The sequence below is a fragment of the Streptomyces sp. NPDC127106 genome (assembly GCF_042677605.1).
GTDB lineage: Bacteria > Actinomycetota > Actinomycetes > Streptomycetales > Streptomycetaceae > Streptomyces.
Map to the genome: position 1 here is coordinate 77,935 of NZ_JBHXTC010000008.1, position 22,241 is coordinate 100,175.

22 protein-coding genes and 1 riboswitch are annotated in these 22,241 nt (G+C 70.3%); of the genes, 11 read left to right on the forward strand and 11 right to left on the reverse strand.

Annotation, left to right across the window (positions count from 1 at the left end):
- Positions 1-62: 62 nt before the first annotated feature.
- On the forward strand, positions 63-881 hold the full coding sequence (locus tag ACFVGY_RS10840; RefSeq protein ID WP_385674209.1) for a hypothetical protein: 819 nt from the start codon (positions 63-65) through the stop codon (positions 879-881).
- A gap of 28 nt (positions 882-909) precedes the next feature.
- Here ACFVGY_RS10840 and ACFVGY_RS10845 read toward each other — a convergent pair whose 3' ends face one another.
- The gene (locus ACFVGY_RS10845) at positions 910-1,749 is read right to left on the reverse strand and encodes a hypothetical protein (protein ID WP_385674212.1); all 840 of its coding nucleotides are present in this window, start codon (positions 1,747-1,749) and stop codon (positions 910-912) included.
- A 236-nt stretch (positions 1,750-1,985) separates the two neighbouring features.
- On the opposite strand from ACFVGY_RS10845, the gene ACFVGY_RS10850 reads away from it, so the two are divergent.
- Complete coding sequence (locus ACFVGY_RS10850) at positions 1,986-3,116, forward strand: glycosyltransferase (RefSeq protein WP_385674215.1); 1,131 nt, start codon at positions 1,986-1,988, stop codon at positions 3,114-3,116.
- Positions 3,117-3,212: 96 nt separating this feature from the next.
- On the opposite strand, the gene ACFVGY_RS10855 is transcribed toward ACFVGY_RS10850, so the two are convergent.
- Together ACFVGY_RS10855 and thiC are read right to left on the reverse strand one after the other, a co-directional pair.
- Complete coding sequence (locus ACFVGY_RS10855) at positions 3,213-4,262, reverse strand: aldo/keto reductase (RefSeq protein WP_385674529.1); 1,050 nt, start codon at positions 4,260-4,262, stop codon at positions 3,213-3,215.
- A 142-nt stretch (positions 4,263-4,404) separates the two neighbouring features.
- Complete coding sequence (gene thiC, locus ACFVGY_RS10860) at positions 4,405-6,192, reverse strand: phosphomethylpyrimidine synthase ThiC (RefSeq protein ID WP_385674218.1); 1,788 nt, start codon at positions 6,190-6,192, stop codon at positions 4,405-4,407.
- Positions 6,187-6,329: riboswitch (TPP riboswitch) on the reverse strand. It overlaps the preceding gene by 6 nt.
- A gap of 72 nt (positions 6,330-6,401) precedes the next feature.
- On the opposite strand from thiC, the gene ACFVGY_RS10865 reads away from it, so the two are divergent.
- The gene (locus ACFVGY_RS10865) at positions 6,402-7,790 is read left to right on the forward strand and encodes a YibE/F family protein (RefSeq protein WP_385674221.1); all 1,389 of its coding nucleotides are present in this window, start codon (positions 6,402-6,404) and stop codon (positions 7,788-7,790) included.
- 9 nt (positions 7,791-7,799) lie between these two features.
- On the opposite strand, the gene ACFVGY_RS10870 is transcribed toward ACFVGY_RS10865, so the two are convergent.
- From ACFVGY_RS10870 to ACFVGY_RS10885, 4 genes are all read right to left on the reverse strand, one after another.
- On the reverse strand, positions 7,800-8,249 hold the full coding sequence (locus ACFVGY_RS10870; protein WP_385674224.1) for an SsgA family sporulation/cell division regulator: 450 nt from the start codon (positions 8,247-8,249) through the stop codon (positions 7,800-7,802).
- A gap of 97 nt (positions 8,250-8,346) precedes the next feature.
- Positions 8,347-9,093 (reverse strand): IclR family transcriptional regulator, encoded by a 747-nt coding sequence (locus tag ACFVGY_RS10875; RefSeq protein WP_385674226.1) that lies wholly within the window; start codon positions 9,091-9,093, stop codon positions 8,347-8,349.
- A gap of 285 nt (positions 9,094-9,378) precedes the next feature.
- Positions 9,379-9,597 (reverse strand): DUF5326 family protein, encoded by a 219-nt coding sequence (locus ACFVGY_RS10880; RefSeq protein WP_385674532.1) that lies wholly within the window; start codon positions 9,595-9,597, stop codon positions 9,379-9,381.
- A gap of 168 nt (positions 9,598-9,765) precedes the next feature.
- Entirely contained in the window at positions 9,766-10,083 is a 318-nt protein-coding gene (locus ACFVGY_RS10885; protein WP_385674229.1) for a cupin domain-containing protein, read from the reverse strand.
- A gap of 86 nt (positions 10,084-10,169) precedes the next feature.
- Between ACFVGY_RS10885 and ACFVGY_RS10890 the strand changes: the two genes are divergently transcribed.
- From ACFVGY_RS10890 to ACFVGY_RS10910, 5 genes are all read left to right on the forward strand, one after another.
- Positions 10,170-10,550 carry a phage holin family protein gene (locus ACFVGY_RS10890; protein ID WP_385674232.1) on the forward strand — a complete coding sequence of 127 codons (381 nt, stop codon included), beginning with the start codon at positions 10,170-10,172 and terminating at the stop codon, positions 10,548-10,550.
- Between the two features lie 11 nt (positions 10,551-10,561).
- Positions 10,562-11,056: a low molecular weight protein-tyrosine-phosphatase gene (locus ACFVGY_RS10895; protein ID WP_385674235.1), complete on the forward strand. Its 495-nt coding sequence runs from the start codon at positions 10,562-10,564 to the stop codon at positions 11,054-11,056.
- Positions 11,053-12,237 carry a cystathionine gamma-lyase gene (locus tag ACFVGY_RS10900; RefSeq protein WP_385674238.1) on the forward strand — a complete coding sequence of 395 codons (1,185 nt, stop codon included), beginning with the start codon at positions 11,053-11,055 and terminating at the stop codon, positions 12,235-12,237. The genes ACFVGY_RS10895 and ACFVGY_RS10900 overlap by 4 nt, the downstream gene beginning before the upstream one ends.
- A gap of 185 nt (positions 12,238-12,422) precedes the next feature.
- Positions 12,423-13,331, forward strand: coding sequence for a LysR family transcriptional regulator (locus ACFVGY_RS10905; RefSeq protein ID WP_385674241.1), 909 nt, complete (start codon positions 12,423-12,425; stop codon positions 13,329-13,331).
- Between the two features lie 60 nt (positions 13,332-13,391).
- The gene (locus ACFVGY_RS10910; RefSeq protein WP_385423234.1) at positions 13,392-13,871 is read left to right on the forward strand and encodes an NUDIX domain-containing protein; all 480 of its coding nucleotides are present in this window, start codon (positions 13,392-13,394) and stop codon (positions 13,869-13,871) included.
- Between the two features lie 39 nt (positions 13,872-13,910).
- On the opposite strand, the gene ACFVGY_RS10915 is transcribed toward ACFVGY_RS10910, so the two are convergent.
- Both ACFVGY_RS10915 and ACFVGY_RS10920 read right to left on the reverse strand, forming a co-directional pair.
- On the reverse strand, positions 13,911-15,095 hold the full coding sequence (locus ACFVGY_RS10915; protein ID WP_385674244.1) for a globin domain-containing protein: 1,185 nt from the start codon (positions 15,093-15,095) through the stop codon (positions 13,911-13,913).
- 141 nt (positions 15,096-15,236) lie between these two features.
- A complete protein-coding gene (locus ACFVGY_RS10920) occupies positions 15,237-15,887 on the reverse strand; it encodes an HAD family hydrolase (RefSeq protein ID WP_385674246.1) in 651 nt (216 codons plus the stop codon).
- A gap of 172 nt (positions 15,888-16,059) precedes the next feature.
- On the opposite strand from ACFVGY_RS10920, the gene ACFVGY_RS10925 reads away from it, so the two are divergent.
- Together ACFVGY_RS10925 and ACFVGY_RS10930 are read left to right on the forward strand one after the other, a co-directional pair.
- Entirely contained in the window at positions 16,060-16,947 is an 888-nt protein-coding gene (locus ACFVGY_RS10925; protein ID WP_385674249.1) for a GNAT family N-acetyltransferase, read from the forward strand.
- Between the two features lie 16 nt (positions 16,948-16,963).
- Positions 16,964-17,425, forward strand: a complete 462-nt coding sequence (locus ACFVGY_RS10930; RefSeq protein ID WP_385674252.1) for a GNAT family N-acetyltransferase — start codon at positions 16,964-16,966, stop codon at positions 17,423-17,425.
- Positions 17,426-17,508: 83 nt separating this feature from the next.
- On the opposite strand, the gene ACFVGY_RS10935 is transcribed toward ACFVGY_RS10930, so the two are convergent.
- Positions 17,509-18,894 (reverse strand): serine hydrolase domain-containing protein, encoded by a 1,386-nt coding sequence (locus tag ACFVGY_RS10935; RefSeq protein ID WP_385674255.1) that lies wholly within the window; start codon positions 18,892-18,894, stop codon positions 17,509-17,511.
- Positions 18,895-18,903: 9 nt separating this feature from the next.
- Positions 18,904-20,379, reverse strand: a complete 1,476-nt coding sequence (dnaB, locus tag ACFVGY_RS10940; protein WP_385674258.1) for a replicative DNA helicase — start codon at positions 20,377-20,379, stop codon at positions 18,904-18,906.
- Between the two features lie 434 nt (positions 20,380-20,813).
- Here dnaB and ACFVGY_RS10945 point away from each other — a divergent pair, with 434 nt between their 5' ends.
- The gene (locus ACFVGY_RS10945; RefSeq protein WP_385674261.1) at positions 20,814-22,151 is read left to right on the forward strand and encodes an MATE family efflux transporter; all 1,338 of its coding nucleotides are present in this window, start codon (positions 20,814-20,816) and stop codon (positions 22,149-22,151) included.
- Positions 22,152-22,241: the final 90 nt, after the last annotated feature.

Below are 22,241 nucleotides of genomic sequence, written 5' to 3' on the forward strand. Positions count from 1 at the left end.
CCTCCGTTTGTGCCGGCGCCCGGGTCTACGCGGGCAAACCAGCCCCCACGGAGCATTGGGGGATGCACATGAACAGCGCTCCGCACCTGCTGACCGAAGACCGGCCGGAGTTCGATCGGCTCCTCGACGAGGCGCTGCGCACCGCACACGAACGGCCCGGACTCGACGGGCTCGGCGAGCGGCTGAACGCCGAACAACTGCGCGCCATGGCCCTCGGGGCCAGCGCCCTGCTGGCCGCCGCGGCCGCGGCCGAGTACGACCATTACGTGAAGGTGCGCGGCGCGCAGCGCGAGGAGATCCGCTCCACCCCCAGGGCGGACTACCGGGGCGGCGGACGGGAGGAGAGCGACGGGGCGGGCATCACCGCCATGGTCGCGGTCCTGGCCCCGGTCCTGGCGGCCACCGCCATGGTGATCTTCCTGCTGGTGGGCTATGTCCTCAAGGCCGTCGAGCCCGAACCCTCCTTCGCCGACACGATGCTGACGGCGGGCTGGCTTTTCGGGGCCCTGACCGCCGTCACCCTGTTCGGCGCGGTGATCGCCCTGCTGGTGACGGCCGTGCGCAACCGGGCGACCGAGGTGGTGGCCGGGGACGAGACCGAGGCCGCGCCGGACGAGGTCACGCTCGCTCGTGAGGCGTGGCGGAACGCCCTGCTGGAGCGGGGCATCGTGCCGTTCCTGCGCGATGCCCTGGCAAGCCCGGCTGCTGAGCCCGCGCACCCCGCCCCGCAGACGCCGAAGACCGGGCGCATCCCCAACCTGGGATACACCCGGCCCGACTTCACCAGTCCCGGGTTCCCGTCACAGGGAACCCGGCCCGGCTACACGCCTCCGGACTTCACCAGCCCCGACTTCGGCGGCCCGAGGACCGAACCGCACTGACGTCGGCTGCTGCTGTCGGCTCCGCGCGCTACTTGGTCTCTTCGGGTCTGAGGTTCATGTCTTCCTGGGACAGTGCCCTGTGGGTGAACCGGGCCAGGTTGGTGTCGCTGCCCGGCTGGGGGTTCGCCGGCGTCCAGTCCTCGGTGCAGGTGAGGGTGTCCGGCGTGCCCGAGTTGATCCGGCAGAGGGTTTCCCAGATTTCGCCCGTTACGGTCAGCACCTCGATGTTGACGATGTTGGCCTGCGAGGAGATCGATACGGCACAGGGGTCCGGCGGGTAGCCCTCCCCTCCGTCGGTCAGGTCGTACCAGATCCACGGCGTCGGGCGCGGGGTCAGGTCGCGGATTCCCGCGTAGGTGGTGGTGTTCGAGAGGACTGCCTTCACCTCGCTGTTGGCGTCGGGCCGGTAGGCGTCGACGTCGGAGCACCGGCCACTGGCACCCTGCGGACCGGTGGGGCCCGTAGGGCCGGTCGGCCCGGTCACGCCGACGCCGCTGGCACCTGTCGCTCCGGTCAGGCCGGTGGCGCCCGTCGGACCGGTCGGGCCCGTCTTGCCCGTCTTCCCCTTCGGACCGGTGGGTCCCGTCTTCCCCTTCGGGCCCCTCGGACCGGTCGGGCCCCTCTCGCCCTTGCACTTGTCGCTGCCCGCCGGCTGCGCCGGGTCCATCGCCTTGTTCGCGGTGCTCGCACAGTGGTCGCCGCTGTCCGGAACCACCACGGACCCTCCGGACTGCGGCGCGCCCACGGCCGCCGGAGCCGCCATGCCGGCCAGCACCAGCGCCACGGAGGCGAACGTGCCCCCGACCAGCCAGCCCGCCCGGCGGGGCAGCGGCCCCAAGGAAGATCTGGACCTGTCCTCAGAACTCATGTACCGCTCCTCGTGCACACGGGATCGAATGGTTTCCCGAAGCCCGTACACATGCACGGACCCCGCGAGCAGCCATCCTGAAGAGCAGTTCCCCTCGCGCCGGTCCGGCTCGCCGGATGGTCAGACGAACGGACCAGCCCGGAGAGCCAAATGGCCGTGCCGTCGACAGCCGCTCGGGGCCGCGAACCGGCGTGCCGCACGAGAGCGGAGCGACCCCCTCCCTAGGGTCGGCCGCCGTGAAGCCGACCATTTGCCTCTGCATGATCGTGAAGAACGAGTCCGCCGTCATCGAGCGCTGCCTGGACTCGGTACGGGACCTCATCGACACCTGGGTCATCTCCGACACCGGATCCACCGACGGCACCCAACAGCTGATCCACAACGCCCTGCGGGGCATCCCCGGCGAACTCCACGAGGAGCCCTGGAAGGACTTCGGCCACAACCGCAGCCTCAACATCGCGCACGCCCGCGGCAAAGCCGACTACCTGCTCCTCCTCGACGCCGACCTGGTTCTGCGCCGCACCGGCCCACTGCCGCCGCTCACCGCGCAGTCGTACATGCTGCGGCACGAGGGCGAGACCGAGTACCGGATCAAGCGCCTGGTCCGTGGCGACCTCCCCTGGCGGTACGAGGGCGTCACGCACGAGTACCTGACCTGCGACCGCCCCGACGAGTACGACCAGCGCCCCGGCAAACAGGAGAACCTCGATGCACTCGTCATCGAGGACCACGCCGACGGCGGCTCCCGGCACGACAAGTTCGAACGCGACGCCCGCCTGCTCGGCGCAGAATTCGAACGGGACGCCACGAACACCCGAACGGTCTTCTACCTCGCGCAGACCATGCGGGACATGGGGAACACCGCGGAGGCGATCCGGCTCTACGAGCACCGCGCGGCCATGGGCGGCTGGGAGGAGGAGGTCTACTACGCGCTCCTCCAGGCCGGTGTGCTGAACGCCGATGCGGGCGACTGGCCGGCCGCGATGGACGCCCTCACGCGCGCCTGGGAGTCACGGCCCGCGCGTCTGGAGGCCTGCTACGAACTCGCCTCACGGCTGCGCCTGCTGGGCCGGTACCACGCCGCGCACGCGGTCACGTCGGCCGTCCTGGACCGGCCCGCCCCGGCGGACCTGCTCTTCCTCAACCCGTGGGTCTACCGGTGGGGGCTGCTGTTCGAGCACTCCATCAACGCCTACTGGGTGGGCGACATGGACGCCTCACTGCGCGCCTGTGACCGACTGCTCGCCCTGCCCGACCTCCCCGAGGCCTACCGGCAGCAGACCGAGACCAACCGCGGCTACGCCCTGGACCGTGGCGGCTCGACCATCCCCGTTTCACGTGAAACATCACCCGCTGCAATGGTGTAGCCATGTCGGGGTCCGGCCGAGGGTGTCGCCCCCCGGCCGGGCTGTCACCCCGCCCGAGTTGTCACCCCCGTTCGAGCGTCACACCCGGCGTGAGCGTCACCCTGCTGAGCGGTCCCCCAAGGGGCGGCGCCGCTGCGCGGCATCAGCCAGTGCCGGCGGGAGCCAGACCCCGTCCGGGGGGTAGACGTTCGTCCCGGGAGGCACGATCTCGTCGATACGGTCGAGCGCGGCATCGTCGAGCACCACCGAGGCGCCCCCGACCAGCGATTCCAGCTGGTCCATGGTCCGGGGCCCGATGATCACCGACGTGACGGCGGGATGCGCGAGCGGGAAGGCGACGGCCAGCTCGGGCAGGGTGCAGCCGATGCCGTCGGCGAGCTCGACGAGCTTCTCCACGGCCTCGAGCTTCGCGAGGTTGCCGGGTACGGCGGGGTCGAAGCGGTCCGGCCTGAGTGCGGGCCGTCCCGAGGTCAGGTCGACGGGCTCGCCGAGCCGGTACCTGCCGGTCAGGAAGCCCGAGGCGAGCGGGCTCCAGGTGAGCACGCCCATCCCGTACCGCTGCGCCACCGGCAGGACGTCGGCCTCGATGCCCCGTGCGAGGACCGAATAGGGCGGCTGCTCCGTCCGGAACTTCGGCAGCCCCCGCCGCTCGGCCGTGTAGTGGGCCTCGACGAGTTCCTCGGCGGGGAACGTCGAACAGCCGAAGGCCCTGATCTTGCCCGCCCGCACCAGATCGCCGAGGACCGACAGGGTCTCCTCTATGTCCGTCGTGTGGTCCGGTCGGTGTACCTGGTAGAGGTCGATCCATTCGGTGTCCAGCCGGCGCAGACTGTCCTCGACGGCACGCACGATCCAACGCCGCGAGTTCCCGCTGCGGTTGCGGCCCACGCCCATCTGGAAGTGGACCTTCGTCGCGAGGACGACGTCGTCGCGGCGGCCGCGAAGGGCCTTGCCCACGATCTCCTCGGACTCACCGGCGGAGTACATGTCCGCGGTGTCGATGAAGTTGATGCCCCGGTCGAGCGCAGCATGGACGATCCGCACGCATGCGTCGTGGTCCGGGTTCCCCACTGCCCCGAACATCATGGTTCCGAGGCAGTGCGCACTGACCTCCATGCCGGTGCGGCCCAGACTGCGGTATCTCATGGTCATGGGGCGGCACTCTAGGAGTTGGAGCGCGCTCCAGCGCAAGCCCCGCACGGCCGGGGCCGCCGGTCGGCCGGGCCCCGGGCCGGGCCCGCGACTCCCCCCATACGGGTCGCGGGACCGGCCCGGTGGGCCCGCCGGGTCAGTCCGCGATCGGCAGGTAGACCCTGTTGCCGGTCGCCGCGAACTCGGCGGACTTCGCCGCCATGCCCGCCTCGATCTCGTCCGCCTTCAGGTCGCCGCCGTGCTCGCGGCGGATGTCCTGGGAGATCTTCATCGAGCAGAACTTCGGGCCGCACATGGAACAGAAGTGCGCGGTCTTCGCCGGCTCGGCCGGGAGCGTCTCGTCGTGGAACTCGCGGGCCGTGTCCGGGTCGAGAGCCAGGTTGAACTGGTCCTCCCAGCGGAACTCGAAGCGCGCGTCCGACAGGGCGTCGTCCCACTCCTGGGCGCCCGGGTGCCCCTTGGCCAGGTCGGCCGCGTGCGCGGCGATCTTGTAGGTGATGACGCCGGTCTTGACGTCGTCGCGGTTGGGCAGGCCCAGGTGCTCCTTGGGCGTGACGTAGCAGAGCATCGCCGTGCCCCACCAGGCGATCATCGCGGCGCCGATGCCCGAGGTGATGTGGTCGTACGCCGGCGCGACGTCCGTGGTCAGCGGGCCGAGCGTGTAGAACGGCGCCTCCTCGCAGATCTCCTGCTGGAGGTCGATGTTCTCCTTGATCTTGTGCATGGGCACGTGACCCGGGCCCTCGATCATGGTCTGCACGTTGTGGCTCTTGGCGATCTTGTTCAGTTCGCCCAGCGTCTTCAGCTCGGCGAACTGCGCTGCGTCATTGGCGTCCGCGATCGAGCCGGGGCGCAGGCCGTCACCCAGCGAGTACGTCACGTCGTACGCGGCGAGGATCTCGCAGAGCTCCTCGAAGTTCGTGTAGAGGAAGTTCTCCTTATGGTGTGCCAGGCACCACGCGGCCATGATCGAGCCGCCGCGGGAGACGATGCCGGTCTTGCGGCGGGCGGTCAGCGGCACGTACGGGAGCAGCACGCCGGCGTGGACCGTCATGTAGTCGACGCCCTGCTCGGCCTGCTCGATGACCGTGTCCTTGTAGATCTCCCAGGTCAGCTCCTCGGCCCTGCCGTCTACCTTCTCCAGGGCCTGGTAGAGCGGCACGGTGCCGATCGGCACGGGAGAGTTGCGCAGCACCCACTCGCGGGTGGTGTGGATGTTGCGGCCGGTGGAGAGGTCCATGACCGTGTCGGCACCCCAGCGGGTCGCCCAGGTCATCTTCTCGACCTCCTCCTCGATGGACGAGGTGACCGCGGAGTTGCCGATGTTGGCGTTGACCTTCACCAGGAACTTCTTGCCGATGATCATCGGCTCGATCTCCGGGTGGTTCACGTTCGCGGGCAGCACGGCGCGACCTGCGGCGATCTCCTCGCGCACGACCTCGGGGGAGACGTTCTCGCGGATCGCGACGTACTCCATCTCCGGGGTGATCTCACCGCGGCGGGCGTACGCGAGCTGCGTGACGGCCTGGCCGCCACGGCCGCGGCGCGGCAGGCGCGGACGGCCCGGGAAGACCGCGTCGAGGTTCTTGAGGCCGCCGCGCGGCGAGGTGTGCTTGATGCCGTCGTCCTCGGGGCGCACGGGACGGCCCGCGTACTCCTCGGTGTCGCCGCGGCCGATGATCCAGTTCTCGCGCAGCGGCTGCAGACCCCGTCGGACATCCGTCTCGATCTGCGGGTCGGTGTACGGACCGGACGTGTCGTAGAGCGTCACGTCCTTGCCGTTGGTGAGATGGACCTGGCGAACCGGCACCCGAATGTCGGGGCGGGAGCCCGCCACGTAGCCCTTGTGCCAGCCCGGCTGGCGCTCGGTCTGGCCGTCGGCGTCCTGGCCGACGGCAGGCGTGCGTGCGTCCTGAATGGTCATGAGACCTGATCTCCCTACGCCGGCATTACCCGGTAACAGGTTCGGCGGTCGGCGCAGCCTCTTCCCGTACGCACGTCGTGCCGTACGGTGATCAGCGCCCTCTCAGCCCGGTGCTCCGAGCTCCCGCGTTGTGCAAAGGTGCCCCCACGCTAGCGTCATCTGTGGCGTGCTGAACAGTGGGCCCCCTCAACTCTTGCGATGATCAGCCGGTGACATCCTCGACTCAGCCCCCCGACGAGCCCGCCGAGCCCACAGGTCACACTGGCCACGCACATGCCGATCACGGGCACGCGCACGGCCATTCCCACGGCCACGGGCCTGCGGCTCCCGTCTCGAAGCACCTTCGCAAGGTCATCGCAGCCGTGCTGATCCCCTTCGCCACGGCCGTGTTCGTCGGCATGGCGGTGCTCTGGCCAGGCGGCGCCCCCGCACACGAGCGCTCGGGCGTGGGCTTCGACCGCCAGACCGAGCAGGGCCGGGTGGTTCGGCTCGAACAGGTCGACTGCAAATCCGTGAACGCCTCGCAGGTGCCGCCAACGGCCAACCCCTCGACACCGGAGGGCCGCGAGGCACAGGCCGCACAGACCGGCCAGTGCAAGAAGGCCACCGTCGAAGTCGGCACGGGGCGCGACAAGGGACGCACCTTCATCGAGGTCGTCCAGCCGGGGGCGCCCCGACAACTGGCGGACGGTCAGGAAGTGGTCGTCGCCTACGCCCCCGATGCGCCCCGGGACCTGCAGTACTCCGTGATCGACGTGAACCGCAAGATCCCACTGGCAGTACTGGCAGGCATCTTCGCCCTGGTGGTGGTCCTGGTGGGGAGGATGCGCGGCCTGTTCGCGCTGATCGCCCTCGTCATCAGCTTCGCCGTGCTGACCCTGTTCATCCTGCCGGCGATCCTTCAGGGCTCGAACCCGCTGGTCGTCGCGGTCATCGGGGCGAGCGCCATCATGCTGATCGCGCTCTATCTGTGCCACGGACTGACCGCCCGCACCTCCGTCGCGGTCCTCGGGACGCTCGTCTCACTGCTGCTGATCGGACTGCTGGGCTCGGTCTTCATCGACTGGGCGTTCCTCACCGGCAACACCGACGACAACACCGGGCTGATCCACGGGCTCTACCCGGACATCGACATGAGTGGTCTGCTGCTCGCGAGCATCATCATCGGGTCGCTCGGCGTACTCGATGACGTGACGGTCACTCAGACCTCAGCGGTCTGGGAACTCCACCACGCGGACCCGGCGATGGGGCCGCGTTCCCTGTACCGCGCGGCCATCCGCATCGGCCGAGACCACATCGCATCGGTGGTCAACACCCTCGTGCTGGCCTACGCGGGCGCGGCCCTGCCCCTGCTGCTGCTGTTCTCGATCGCGAACAGCAGCGTGGGCGCGGTGGCCAACAGCGAGCTCGTCGCGGTGGAGATCGTACGGACCCTCGTGGGCTCGATCGGCCTGGTGGCCTCGGTCCCGGTCACGACGGCGCTGGCGGCGCTCGTGGTGTCCGCCGACCGGCCGGCGGGCACGGCCGGTAGTACGAAGGCGGCCGCCCCGGGTGCCGGGCGGGGGAGCCGGGGCCGGGGTAGGCGGCGCAAGCGCTGAGACCGGCTGTCAGCCGGCGTTCTGCTCGTTCTGCCGGGACTCGGCGAGGATCCTGTCGAGCGCTTCGTCGAGGCTCACCTCGAAGTCGCCGAGGCTGCGCTCCTGACCGAGCGGAACCAGCCGGTCGGTGCGGTCGAGGAAGGCGACCAGGGGTGCCGCACCGGCCCGGAAGAGGGCGCGGTCGCTGCCGACCTGGAGCCGGATGTGGACGTCCGACAGCTCCTCGGACGAGGCCGGAGCGATGTGGACGTCGCCTTCCCCGCACGGCTTGTTGATGCCGTCGAGCAGGAGCTCCCGCCCGAACGCCCAGGTCACCGGCGCGTCCCCGGGGAGGTGGAAGGTCAGCCGTACCGCGTACGGGTCGCCGGCGTCGTACCGGAGCTCCACCGGGATCCGGAACGAGAGTTCCTCGGAAACGAGGAAGCTCATCATGACTTCTGCCTGTACCGACTCGCGCATTGCCTACCCCGCTGTTGTGGAAGTGGCCAGGAATAACCCCCCGGGACCCCCTTGACAAGATTGGTGGAAGCGCTAGCGGATCACAAGGAGTGAGTTTTCAGATACTGATAGAGAAGGAGAGGGTACTCAGCAGCGCGCCTACTTCACTCCGTAGCCGATCGACTACCCACGGCAATCTTCCTTGCTGATGGAAGGGAAGAGAAATGGCCATCGTCGCGGCGGCGTCGCCGGCGGTGATCGGAATGGCGGCGCATACCGTGCCCAGCGCGTACTCCTGACGCTCGGTCACGGGTTCCATGCGCCCCAGGGAACCGATCTTCTGCTCCAGGGCGCGCTGGTCCCGCACGGTGTAGGGGGTGATGGCCTCGACCGGATGGCGGTCGTAGTAGTCCCGGCGCGTCTCCTCGTCGAGCTGAGCCAGCAGGCACTGCCCGATCGCGTGCGCGTGGCCGGTCGCCCGGAAGTCGGCCCACTCCTCGACGGCCGGATCGGCCGGGGTGTCCGACACACCCACGACCTCGATTTCACCCTCGCGGAAAACCGCGAAGTAGACGGGGGCCCCGACCGCATCACGGAAGTGCGCGAGCGAATCGCGGATCATGGTGCGACGTTTCTGCTGCAATCCACCGGCCGCCAGCCGTCCGGCCGCGGCCCCGAGAACGAACACGCCACCCTCACGGCGTAGGTACCCCTCGTGCGTGAGCGTCCGCAGCAGGTGGTACGCGGTGGGAAGCGGGAGCCCGGCCTCACGCGCCAGTTGCTTCGCCGGGGCTCCCCCGCTATGGGACCCGGCTGCTTCGAGCAGCCTCAGCGCCCGCTGGACCGAGCCGATCAGGGTCGGCACACCGGCATTGTGAACCGGAGACAAGGACTCACCCCCAGGCGTGGCGGCGGGCCGTGGAAGCCCACCCGGCGGGGGCCGCCCCCGCGCATGCCGCGTCCCGGGACCGTGCTCGTTCCTGCGTGGCATGGCCGCGAGTCGGAGCGGCCGTACCGGCGTTCGCACCCAGGGGGACGGCGCAGACTGCACTCTAGCGACCGCGTCCCGCCCGGTGAGCGGACCAGAGCCCCGCGTTAGGCCACCCGGGTTAATGCCCGGGTGGCTCGAACCGGAGCCCGCAGCCCCCCGCTACCACTCCCGGGACGAGGACTTCGCGCTGCTACCACCGAACTTCTTCACCAGGAGGACCAAGCCGCCGACCAGTCCGACGAAGAGCAGCGCCTTGAAGGCAAACCCGATCAGGGCACCGAGGATGCTCGTGATGACGCCGCCGAAGACGAAGAGCACCAGAAGCGGGATCGCGACCCACTTCACCCACCAGGGCATGCCTGCCAGTGTTTCCCGGATGCCGTCCATGTCCTCGACCTCTTCCTCTTCCGCGTCCCCGTCGGTGACGTCCGTTTCCTGCCTTCGATGCTAGGAGGACGCGCCTGCGGACGGGGGCCCGCGAGCCCCCGGACTCCCCTGATCCTGCCCCTAGGGGGATCCGGGGGCCGACCCTCACCTGCGTCGTGGTCACGCCTCCGGCGGGGAGAACACCACCAGCACCTTCAGGTCCTCGGTGATGTGGTGGAACTTGTGCGGCACGCCGGCCGGCACGTAGACGACGCTGCCCCGGGCCACGGTAGTCGTCTCCTCACCGACCGTGATCGAGGCACGGCCGCTGACCACGAAGTACACCTCGTCCTGGCGGTGCGGCTGCTGCGGGTCGCTCTGGCCGGCATCGAGTGCGTACAGCCCGACCGACATGTTCCGCTCGCGCAGGAACTGCAGGTAGGCGCCGTCGTTGGCGAGCCGCTCCGCTTCGAGCTCGTCCAGCCGGAAGGCCTTCATCGTCGTTGTGCCCCTCGTGTTCTCGCGGTCGGGATCGGCAGATCCGCCGATATACCACCTGGATCTTCTCTGCCACGATCAGACACATGACGAATTTCGTAGTCAAGACGCTGGCGAACGCGGCCGCCCTCGCCGTCGCCATCTGGCTGGTATCGGGCATCACGCTCGACGACGGAAGCCCCTTGGGGCGCCGAACGCTGACGCTGGTCCTCGTCGCCCTGGTCTTCGGCCTGGTCAACCTCATCGTCAAGCCGGTGGTGAAGCTCCTCTCGCTGCCGCTGTTCGTCCTCACCCTCGGCCTGTTCACCCTCGTCGTGAACGCGCTGATGCTGCTCCTGACGTCGTGGCTCGCCCAGCTGCTCGAGCTCAGCTTCCACGTCGAGAACTTCTGGAGCGCGCTGCTCGGCGGCGTGATCATCTCCGTCGTGTCCTGGGCCGTGAACCTGGCCCTGCCCGAGAAGAACTGAGCGGAGCGACCGTGTACCGCGTGTGCTTCGTCTGTACGGGCAACATATGCCGCTCGCCCATGGCCGAGTCGGTCTTCCGCGCCCGTGTCGCGGAGGCAGGACTCGACGGCTTGGTCGAGGTGGACAGCGCCGGAACCGACGGCTGGCACGAGGGTGACAGGGCGGACCCGCGCACCATCACCGTCCTGGAGGCCGCAGGGTACGAGCAGAGCCACCGGGCCCGGCAGTTCCACCCCTCGTGGTTCGCCGCCCTGGACCTCGTCATCGCGCTGGACGGGGGGCACCTGCGCACGCTGCGGGCGCTGGCTCCCAGCGCCGAGGACGCAGCGAAGGTCCGGCTGCTGCGGTCCTACGACCCGGCCGCGCCGGCCGGCGCCGACGTACCGGATCCCTACTACGGCTCCCTCGACGGGTTCGAGGAGTGCCTGCGGCTCGTCGAGGCGGCCTGCCCCGGCCTGCTGGAGGCCGCTCAGGGGGCCCTGAACCCAAAGGAGCACGTCGCGTGACCGACCGCGCGAACGACCACGTCCCGGAAACGGCTCCGCAGACGGCACCCGGACCGGGCGACGGCACCCGGGCCGTGCGCGCCGGGTTGCCCGCCCCGGTGAAGAACGAACCGGCCCTACCCGGCCCCGTCTTCGCGGCTCACTTCCATCTCCCCGGCGACGTCGCGGGCCCGTACGCCTACGGCAGGGACACCAACCCCACCTGGACCCTCCTGGAGCAGGCCATCGGGGAACTGGAGGCCCCCGGCCGGGAGCGCGTGGACACCGTCGTCTTCGCCTCCGGCATGGCCGCCGTCTCCGCCGTCCTCTTCTCGCAGGCCCGTGCCGGCGACACCGTCGTCCTACCCGACGACGGCTACCAAGCACTGCCGCTGGTCCGGGAGCAGCTGGAGGCGTACGGGATCCACGTCCGGACCGCCCCGACCGCCGGCGACGGCCAGCTCGCCGTCCTCGACGGGGCCCGGTTGCTGTGGATCGAGACGCCGTCCAACCCCGGACTCGACGTGTGCGACGTACGGCGCCTGGCCGACGCGGCTCACGCGGGCGGCACCCTGGTCGCCGTCGACAACACCCTCGCCACCCCGCTCGGGCAGCGGCCACTGGAGCTCGGAGCGGACTTCTCTGTGGCCAGCGGCACCAAGGGGCTCACCGGTCACGGCGACCTCCTCCTCGGCTACGTCGTCTGCCGCGATGCCGAGCTCGCTGCCGGGATCCGCCGCTGGCGCAAGATCATCGGAGCGATCCCGGGGCCCATGGAGGCCTGGCTCGCCCACCGCTCCCTGGCCACCATCCAGCTGCGCGCGCAGCGCCAGTGGGCCAACGCCCTGGCGGTCGCGGAGGCCCTGGCCGGCCGCTCCGAGGTGGCCGGGCTGCGCCACCCGGGGCTGACCTCGGACCCGTCCCACGCCACGGCCGCCCGGCAGATGCGCGGATTCGGCTCAGTCGTTTCCTTCGCCCTGCCCGACCGCGCCTTCGCCGAACGCTTCCTCGCCGCACTGCACCTCGTCGAGGACGCCACCAGCTTCGGCGGCGTGCGCTCCACCGCCGAGCGGCGGGGACGGTGGGGCGGCGACCCGGTCCCGGAGGGCTTCATCCGCTTCTCCGCCGGCGCCGAGGACACGGAGGACCTGGTCTCGGACGTACTGCGCGCCCTTGACGCCGCAGGGGTCGACCGGGGTTGAGCCACCCTGCCGCCAGCGCTGAAGGCGGTCCGAGCCTCCCCCCTCCTGGCTCGGACCGCCCCGGGTTCCCGCGCGAAGAACCACGCGCTCAAGGCTAGTTGACCCAGCGTCAGAGTCCAATCACGGTAACGACAGGTTCCTATCGACATATTTATAGTGGAAGGCCCACCGAGAGGGGGCCTCTCATGGACCTGGCCCTGCTGCGCACCTTCGTCGCCGTACACCGGGCCGGCTCGTTCACCCGTGCCGCCGCACTCCTCGGGCTGTCCCAGCCCGCCGTCACGTCCCAGATCCGCACCCTCGAACGCCAGCTGGGCCGTCCACTGTTCCACCGGCGGGCGCGCGGGGTCACCCCCACAGCCGTAGGGGACGAACTCGCCCACAAGGCCGCCCCGCACCTCGACGCCCTCCTGCAGATCACCGAAGCCGAACGGGAGGTTGCCGGAGCCGCGCGCACCCTGCACCTGGCCGGCCCCCCGGAGTTCCTGTGCCTGCGCGTCCTGCCCGCCCTCGCGCCCCTCGTCGGCCAGGGCCACACCCTGCGGACCACCCTGCGGACCGGAGCCGAAGAGACCCTCGACGGGCTCGCCGCCGGCCACCACGACCTCGTCGTCACCACCGCCCGACCGCGGGGCGAACTCTTCACCGCCATCGCACTGTGCGACGAGGAGCACGTACTGGTCGCCGCGCCCTACTGGGCCGCCCTGGTGGACCCTGACCGACTGCGCGACAGCGGTCCCGCCACCCTCGACGGCATTCCGCTCGTAGAGGTCCACGAGAGCCTTCCGCTCGTCACCCGCTACTGGGCAGCCGTCTTCGAGGCCCGGCCCGACACCCGGCAGCCCGATGCCGCCACCGTGGTCGTGCCCGACCTGCGGGCCGTGCTCGAATGCGTCCGGGCCGGTGCCGGACTCGCCGTCCTGCCCCGCTACCTGTGCCAGAGCGCCCTCGACAGCGGACAGGTCGTGGCTCTGCTGGAGCCCGCCGTGCCTCCGCTGCGGACCTGGTTCCTCGTCGTACGCACCGGGAGCCTCTCCCTGGCCCACCTCTCCCGCGCCCACGAGCGGCTGCTGCGCGCCGCCGCGCAGTGGTGAGCGTTCCGGTTCCGGCCCGCAGCGCGTTTCAGAGGCGCAGTCCTGGGCCACTCTTCTCCCATGACCGAACGTCCCGTGGTCAAACGCACCGCCCGCGCGATCCTGCTCGACGGTGACGACCTGATCCTCATCAAGCGCACCAAGCCCGGCGTCGACCCCTATTGGCTGACCCCCGGCGGGGGAGTCGAGCCCTCGGACGAGACCGTCGTGGACGCCCTCCACCGCGAGGTCCACGAGGAGCTCGGCGCAAAGATCACCGATGTGGTGCCCTGCTTCGTCGACACCGTCGAGCACATCGCCGACGGGGGAGTGACCGGCGTGAAGGTGCAGCACTTCTTCGTCTGCCGGCTCGCCTCGATGGACCCTGCCGAGCGGCACGGCCCCGAGGTGGACCAGCCCGAGGGGACGTACGAGATCGTGCGGGTGCCGTTCAGCCGGGTCGGCATCGCCGCCGTTCACCTCGTGCCGCTGTCCTTGCGCCACTACCTGGACGGCAACATCGAGGGTGTGCGTGCCATGCATGCTCCCGACCTGGGCTGATCCGGGCCTCCAGAAGGCGGGCGCCCGCCGGTGCCGGTGTCAGCCGGCGACGTCCGCCAGTTCCTCGACCGCGTCGTAGCGGATCCGCTCCCGGGGAATGCCGATCCGCTCGAGCTCACCCACACCACTGCGGATCATCGCCGGCGGCCCCGAGACGAAGGCGTCGTACGAGCTCCACGGGCCGTGCCGGCCGATCGCCTGCGGCAGCTGCCCCTGCAGCCCCTCACCGACCACCGGGCGCACCGACAGCCACGGGTGCGAGCGCTGGAGCCCCAGCAGCGTGTCCTTGTCGTACAGGTCCCCGTCCGTGCGCGCCCCGAAGAACACCTCCACCGGGCGCCGTTCGCCATGCACCGCCACATCCTCGATCAACGCCTTGATCGGAGCGATACCGGTCCCGCCGGCCAGGCACAGCATCCCGTTGTCGGTGCTGTGGTCCACCACCATCGATCCGGCCGGCGGCCCGAGCCGCAGCACGTCGCCGGGGCGGGCGTGACGTACGAGGGCGTTGGAGACCCAGCCAGCCGGGACGGCCTTGACGTGGAAGGACAGCAGGCCGTCGGCGCGCGGGGCCGAGGCGAACGAGTAGTGCCGCCAGACCCTCGGCCACCACGGGGTCTCCAGGCTCGTGTACTGGCCCGCCAGGAAGGCGTACGGCTGGTCGGGGCGAACGGTCAGCACCGCGATGTCGGGCGTGCGCAGCTCGTGCGAGACCACCTCGGCGTGCCACCACGCAGGGGACCGCAGCTCGTCCTCGGCGGCAGCATCGATCATGATCTGGGAGATGGCGGTATAGGCCCGCACCCATGCGGCCTCCACCTCCGGTCCCCAGGTGTTCTGGGCGTACCGGGACAGTGCCCCGATGAGGGCCTCGCCCACCACCGGATAGTGGCCCGCAAGCGTGCCGTATTTGCGGTGTCCGGTGCCCAGCCGCTGCAGGTAGGGCGTGAGGACCGCCGGGTTGTCGATGTGTTCGGCCGCGGTGAGCAGCGCCTTCAGCAGCCTGTCGCGCTGGACGTCCATCGCGGCCGGGAACATGCCCCGTACCTCCGGGTGCCCGGCGAACACCAGGGCGTAGAAGTACGAGGTCACCCGGTCGGCAATGGGTGCGACCTCCTCCAGCGTCCGGCGGACGAGTACCGCGTCCGGGGAGGGCTCGGCCTGACTGCCCCCGGACGGTATCCGGACCGTCCCTCTGGCCGATCTGGTGGGCGGAGCGTCCATGCGGTGCCTCGCTTCGAACATCTCGGTCGGTAAAGCACGCCACGGCCTTTGAATCCGTGGTTCCGGGGCTCACAGACTGCCAGCCGACCCAGACACTCGCGGGGGAATGAAGAAATCCCCCGTTTCGAACCCACTTTCCTCTTAAGATGCCTCAACTCCCGGGCGTGCCGCGGCAACGAGCTGGTATGCGTCGCGCAGGTCCCGCCCTTCGTAGACGTACGTGGCACGCTCGGCCAAGGCGGGCCGGGCATTGACCGCCACCGACACCGGCACCGCGTCGAAGAGCACCGCGTCGGTCGCCGAGTCTCCGTACGCCACGCAGTCCGCCCGGCCGACCCCGAACCGGGAGCACAGCCGGTCGGCCACGGTGACCTTGTCCTTGGGCGTCAGGATCCCGGTCACGTCCACGGGCCGGGTGAACGGGACTTCGGGGAACACCGAGCCGTGGGCGGCGTGCGCACCCCACTCCAGCAGCAGCTCCACGAAGAACGACGGCGACAGTGAAATCACCGCGCAGTAGTCGCCCCGCTCGCGGATCTCCTGCCACACGTCGCGGATCCCGGCCAGCCAGGGAGAGCCGTCGAACGCCGCTCGGACATGCACAGGTGTCAACCCGGCCCAGAGTGCGTGGGCCGCCACCGAGAACTCCTGGGGGCCGATCTCACGGGCTCCGAACGAACGCTCCAACTCGGCGATCTCCGCGCCCAGGCCGAGCTGCCGGGAAAGCTCCACCGGTGCTGCCGAGCCGTACATCAGGGTGCCGTCGAGGTCGAAGAGGTGCAACAGCGTCATGGCAGTGCAGGCTAGCCGCTGGTTCACGTGAAACGGTCTGTTTCACGTGAAACCACGGTTCTGGTTTCACGTGAAACATCGTGCGGTTTCACGTGAAACATCAGACCGATCGGCGCCGAACATCGCCCGAATTCCCCTGGACGCACACTCACCAGTGATCCAATCTGGGCCCGTGACACCACCACACCTCACCGACCTGCCGATCCGTGCGCTGACGGTGGATGATCTCCGTCGCTGCGCCAACCTCTCCGAAGACCGCGGGTGGCCCCGCGAGGACCACAAGTGGGGCTTGCTCCTCGCCGCAGGCAAGGGCTACGGGGTCGACGCCCCCGACGGGCGGGGGCTAGCCGCAGCCTGTGTCGTCACCTCCTACGGGCACACCTACGACAAGCCCGAGCTGGCCGCGATCGGAATGGTCCTCGTGGCCGACCGGTACGCCCGCCAGGGACTGGGGCGCCGCCTGATGACGCACCTGTGCGACGACGTCCTCAAGGGCGTCCCGCTCGCTCTCCACGCCACGCCCTACGGCCGCCCCCTCTACGAGGAGCTCGGCTTCACCACCACGGGCCGGGCCGAGATGCTCCGGGGAACCTTCCGCCCCGATCCCGCAGCCCCGCGGCCGGGCAACACCACCGTCAGGCCCGCCGCCGCCGAGGACATCGCACGGATCCTCCGTCTGGACGCCGAGGTCTTCGGCGCCGACCGGACCCACCTGATCACGCGGCTCCCGGCCTTCGCGGACCGGCTCATGGTCGCCGAGGACGGCGCGGGCAACCTCACCGGGTACGCAGCGATCTGGCCCAACATGGAGACACATGTGATCGGACCGTTGATCGCCCGCGACACGGCATGCGCGCAGGCTCTCGTCACCGCCCTCGCCGCCACCACCCACAGGCCCCTGCGCACAGATGTCGATGTCCGCCACGAAGACCTCATCGGCTGGCTCAAGCAGCGTGGCCTGGCCTCCGTAGCCCACAACGCGGTCATGACCCGCGACATCCCCGGACTGCCCGGTGACTGGACCCGACGCTGGGCCCCGCTGACCGTGGCCGCCGGCTGAGAAAGGAGACGCCTCCATGTCCGACACCGCCGAGCTCGCCATCCGGCCGGCGACCGAGGAAGACCTGCCGGCCATCGTCGCGATGCTGGCCGACGATCCCCTCGGCGCCACGCGCGAATCCCCGGACGATCTCACGCCGTACCTCGCCGCGTACCGGCGCCTGGCCGCAGACCCCCACCAGCACGTGGTCGTGGCGGTCCGCGCCCGGCGGGTCGTGGGGACGCTCCAGCTGACCATCGTCCCGGGCCTGTCCCGCAAAGGGGCCACCCGCTCCATCATCGAAGGCGTCCGCGTCCACGCCGACGAGCGCGGCAGCGGCCTGGGTACCCGGTTCATCGAATGGGCGATCGAACAGTCCCGTCGGGAGGACTGCCAACTGGTCCAGCTCACTTCCGATGTGACCCGTGCCGACGCCCACCGCTTCTACGAGCGGCTCGGCTTCACGCCGTCCCACATCGGCTTCAAGCTCACTCTCTGATCGCTCACGGCAGGCCGGGCCCTGGCGTGGCCCGGCCCAGTGGAAGCCAGCCGACGGCCGGATCCGCCGCGACCGGCCGCGGGTCAGCCGATCCCCCGCCAACCCTGCGGGTCCACCCCGCCCGGAACCGGGGCCTCGGCGTCGTACGGCCGCCTCGTGAACACGAACGACGCCAGGTCGAGGTGGCTCACCGAGCCGTCGGCCCGCCGGACCGCCTTCAACGTCTCCCCCGCGTAGTAGCCGTTCAGGCCCCGCCAGCTGCCGTCCGACTCCGCCCGGAACCGGGCCGCGCGGCCCATCGCGCCCGCGGGGCCCAGTTCCAGCTCCCCGTTCGACCTCAGCCGGACCACGTGCGCCGCCGGTCCCCAGTACCAGGGACCGCACAGCTCCAGTGCCACCGGGTCCGCCTCGCCGAAGGGCTTCCACGGCTCCGGGAAGCGCGGTTCGGCGTCCGCAACGAGGGTCAGCAGGTCAGCGGCCACGGTCCCGGCCGGCAGCCCCGACGTGCAGTTCGCCAGCACCACGGCCACGACGTCCTCGGCCTGGTTCAGCCACAGGCCGGCGACGAAGCCCGGCAGCGAGCCGCAGTGCCCCACGAGCCGGCGCCCGCCGCTCTCCGTCAGCTGCAGCCCCAGCCCGTACCCGAACTCGGCGAGTCCCGGCTCGCCGGGCGCCGCGGCGGCGGCCATCTCCCGGACCGCCCCGACAGCGAGCACCTGCTCGTCCCCGTGCAGCAGGAACTGCCCGAACCGCGCCAAGTCCCGTGTGGTGGACCACAACTGACCCGCCGGCGCCATCAGGCCCAGGTCCTCCGGGGGCTCGGGCATCAGCACATCGGCCCACGGATGGACGGCCCAGCCGTCCGCGTACGGCGCCTGCGGCTGCACGGTCGTCCGGTCCAGCCCCAGCGGCTCCAGCACCTCGGTGCGCAGTACCTCTTCCCAGGGCTTGCCGCGCACCGCCTCCACGAGCGAACCCAGCAGTGTGTAGCCGGGGTTGGAGTAGTGGTGGCGCGTGCCGGGCTCGAAGAGGAACGGCTCCGCCCCCAGGACGTCGGAGAGCTCCGGGCGCAGCGAGGCGGAACTCCGTTCCCACCATTCACCGGGTGTCTCCGCGGCCAACCCGCCCGAATGGGCCAGCAGCTGCCGGACGGTCACCTCTCCGGCGCCGGTCCCGGGCAGGTGCTTTTCCAAGGGGTCACCGAGCGCCAGCAGTCCCTCGTCGCGCAGCCGCATCACCAGGACGGCGGTGAAGGTCTTGGTGATCGATCCGATCCGGTACTGCACGTTCCCGTCCGGGCCGTGCCCGCCGGCCGGGCTCGGGGCCCCCTCCCAGACCAGGGCGCCTCCGCGCGCCACGGCGGCGACCACCGAGGGCGCCCGGCCCTCGCTCTGGGCGACGGCGATCCGGTGCCCGAGGGCACGCCGGGTGGAAGGAAGCAAGTGCGGGTCTTCAGGCAAGGCGTCCATGCCCGGATGCTACGTGTTGGCCATGTCCACGAACCGCGAGTAATGGCCCTGGAAGGCGACCGTGATCGTCGCCGTGGGGCCGTTTCGGTGCTTGGCCACGATCAGGTCGGCCTCGCCCGCGCGCGGTGACTCCTTCTCGTACGCGTCCTCGCGGTGCAGCAGGATCACCATGTCGGCGTCCTGCTCGATCGAGCCCGACTCACGCAGGTCGGAGACCATCGGCTTCTTGTCGGTGCGCTGCTCGGGACCACGGTTCAGCTGGGACAGCGCGATCACCGGTACCTCCAGCTCCTTGGCCAACAGCTTGAGGTTTCGGGACATGTCCGAGACCTCCTGCTGGCGGCTCTCGGGCCGGCGGGAGCCGCCCGACTGCATCAGCTGGAGGTAGTCGATGACCACCAGGGCCAGGTTGTTGCGCTGCTTCAGGCGCCGGCACTTCGCCCGGATCTCCATCATCGACAGGTTGGGGGAGTCGTCGATGTACAGCGGGGCAGCGGAGACGTCCGGCATACGGCGGGCCAGCCGGGTCCAGTCGTCGTCCGTCATGGTGCCGGAGCGCATGTGGTGCAGGGCGACGCGGGCCTCTGCGGACAGCAGGCGCATCGCGATCTCGTTGCGCCCCATTTCGAGGGAGAAAATCACGCTCGGCAGGTTGCTCTTGATGGAGCAGGCACGGGCGAAGTCCAGCGCGAGCGTCGACTTGCCCATGGCGGGGCGGGCCGCGATGACGATCATCTGGCCCGGGTGCAGGCCGTTGGTGAGCGAGTCGAGGTCCGTGAACCCGGTCGGGACGCCGGACATCTGGCCGCTGCGCGAGCCGATGGCCTCGATCTCGTCGAGCGCGCCCTCCATGATGTCGCCGAGCGGCAGGTAGTCCTCGGAGGTCCGCTGCTCGGTGACGGCGTAGATCTCGGCCTGGGCGCTGTTGACGATCTCGTCGACGTCGCCGTCGGCCGCGTATCCCATCTGTGTGATCTTCGTTCCGGCGGCGACGAGGCGGCGCAGGACCGCACGCTCGTGGACGATCTCCGCGTAGTACGAGGCGTTGGCAGCCGTGGGCACCGACTGGACCAGCGTGTGCAGGTACGAGACGCCGCCGACCTTACCGATCTCGCCGCGTCGGGTCAGCTCGGCGCCGACCGTGATCGGGTCGGCGGGCTCGCCCTTGGCGTACAGGTCGAGGACGGCCTGGTAGATGGTCTCGTGCGACGGCCGGTAGAAGTCGTGACCCTTGATGATCTCGACGACGTCCGCGATGGCGTCCTTGGACAGCAGCATGCCGCCGAGCACCGACTGCTCGGCGTCGAGGTCCTGCGGCGGAACGCGCTCGAAGCCTCCGCCGTCCCAGGAGCCGCCCTCGCGTCCTCGCTCGTGTTGCTCTTCCCCACGGCCGCGGCTGTCGGCGCCGCGGCGCGAGCGGGTGGGCAGACGGTCGCCGGGACCGCTGTCGGCCCAAGGGTCGTCCATGGGCTCGGGCATACTCACCGGCCCGCCTCCTCACGTCCGCAGCGCGGACCTCACCATGCCGCTCTCTCCGGGGCACGGCCCTGACATTTGGGACACCCGGGACGGCAGTCAGCCGGTCGGGCAACGCACAACGGTAGGGCCGAGAGCGGCGTCAGCCAATCTTGTTATCCACAGGCTGTGTGGATGAGATGTGGATGACGGACGCAATGCTGTGGGTAACTCGCCGGAAGCTGTGCACGGACCAGGGGACGGCGCTGTGGACAAAATCACCTGACCTACCCAACCACCTAGCCTGACCTGCACATTCTTCCTCCACCGGCTGTGGGGGAGAAATTTCTTGGCCGCGGTGCCGAGATCGCCTCCGACAGGTTGTCGCGCACACCGGAACCGATCATTCAGTAAGGACCACAGCGCAGTTGTGTCTCTTACCTGTGGAAGATTAGATTGAGCACATGACACAGGCCCTGGACACACCGAAGGCTCCACCGAGACGGCACGACCGAGAGATCCTGACTCTCGCCGTGCCGGCCTTCGGCGCGCTCGTCGCGGAGCCCCTCTTCGTGCTGGCCGACAGCGCCATCGTGGGGCACCTGGGCACCTCCCAGCTGGCCGGACTCGGCGTCGCCGCGGCCCTCCTGACGACCGCCGTCAGCGTGTTCGTCTTCCTCGCCTACGCCACCACCGCGGCCGTCTCCCGCCGCGTCGGCTCGGGCGACCTGGGAGCCGCGCTCCGACAGGGCATGGACGGCATCTGGCTCGCCCTCCTCCTGGGCGCGGCCGTCGTCGCCCTCGCGCTTCCCACAGCACCCTGGCTGGTCTCGGCCTTCGGGGCCTCCGACACCATCGCCCCCTACGCGATCACCTATCTGCGGATCTCCGCCTTCGGCATCCCTGCCATGCTCGTGGTCCTGGCGGCCACGGGCGTGCTCCGCGGCCTCCAGGACACCCGGACCCCGCTGTACGTGGCCGTGGCCGGCTTCGCCCTCAACGCGGCCCTCAACGCCGCTCTCGTCTACGGAGCCGGCCTCGGCATCGCGGGCTCCGCCTGGGGCACCGTCATCGCCCAGTGCGCCATGGCCGCCGCCTACCTCTACGTGGTGATCCGCGGCGCCCGGAAGCACGGAGCCTCGCTGCGCCCCGATGCGACGGGCATCCGGGCCTGCGCCCAGGCCGGAGTACCGCTGCTGATCCGCACCCTGTCCCTGCGCGCCGTCCTGATGATCGCGACCGCCGTGGCCGCCCGGCTCGGCGACGCGGACATCGCCGCCCACCAGATCGTCCTCGCCCTGTGGAGCCTGCTCGCCTTCGCTCTGGACGCGATCGCCATTGCCGGACAGGCGATCATCGGCCGCTACCTGGGAGCCGGCGACGTCGGGGGCGCCAAAGCGGTCTGCCGCCGCATGGTGCAGTGGGGGATCGTCTCCGGTGCCGCCCTCGGGGCGCTGGTGGCCGTGGCCCGCCCCCTGATCGTGCCGTTGTTCACCACCGACCCGGTGGTGGAGGAGGCCCTGCTGCCCGCCCTGCTGGTCGTGGCCGTGTCCCAGCCCGTCGCCGGGGTGGTCTTCGTGCTCGACGGCGTCCTGATGGGCGCGGGTGACGGACGTTATCTGGCTTGGGCAATGCTGACGACGCTGGCCGTTTTCGCCCCGGCCGCCCTGCTCGTGCCGGTCGTCGGCGGCGGGCTGACGGCACTGTGGTGGGCCATGACCCTGATGATGCTGGTCCGGCTGGTGACCCTCCAGCTGCGCGCCCGCTCCGGCCGATGGGCCGTCGTCGGGGCGACCCGCTGAGTACCGGGCCGATGTTTCACGTGAAACCGCCGCCCCCTGCGGGCTGCCGATTTTCCACGTGAAACATCGGCCCCCGCCACCACCCCGCAC